This window comes from Ectothiorhodospira variabilis (assembly GCF_022227625.1).
In the GTDB taxonomy this organism is placed as follows: domain Bacteria; phylum Pseudomonadota; class Gammaproteobacteria; order Ectothiorhodospirales; family Ectothiorhodospiraceae; genus Ectothiorhodospira; species Ectothiorhodospira haloalkaliphila.
This window is the reverse complement of sequence record NZ_JAJNAO010000059.1, coordinates 1-520: the sequence shown is the minus strand read 5'-3', so window position 1 is coordinate 520 and position 520 is coordinate 1. Positions and strand designations below refer to the sequence as shown.

1 protein-coding gene is annotated in these 520 nt (G+C 58.1%); it reads right to left on the bottom strand.

Features of this window, described 5'->3' with window-relative positions; genetic code table 11:
- Positions 1 to 520, bottom strand: a 520-nt coding sequence (locus tag LPW30_RS15910; RefSeq protein WP_239681369.1) for an IS607 family transposase, incomplete at both ends; no start/stop codon positions are given.

The following is a 520-nucleotide window of genomic DNA, read 5'->3' as shown; positions in this document are numbered from 1 at the left end:
CGTCATCCAGCAGCTTCTGGTTCTTGCGCGAGCGGCTGCCATAAAGTCGGGCACTGAACACGGTGATGATCTCCAGCACATCCTTCGCCAAATCCTCCTCAAAGGTCGTATCTTCACCCTGGTTGAGAATCACCACCTCGACCTCCCTGGCTTCGCAGATGGCAAAGACCAACTCGGCCCCGAAGCGCAAAAGCCGATCCTTGTGGGTGATCACCAGTCGCCCGACTTCCCCATCGACGATGGCATCAAGCAGTCGCTTCAACCCTTTCTTGTGGTAGTTCATCCCCGAGCCAAGGTCGGAAATCAACTCGAATGTCCATCCCTGCTGAGCGCAGTAAAGTTCCAGAACCTGTTTCTGTCGCTCCAGATCCTCCTTCTGATCATGGCTGGACACACGGGCATAGGCCACGGTGCGTCGCCCTGTGTTTTCCTCAGCCCGGAACATCTCGGGCCGGAGTTTCGCCAGGTCGTAACGGCGATGGCCGCCCGCTGTGTGCTCAGGCACCAACCTGCCCGATGC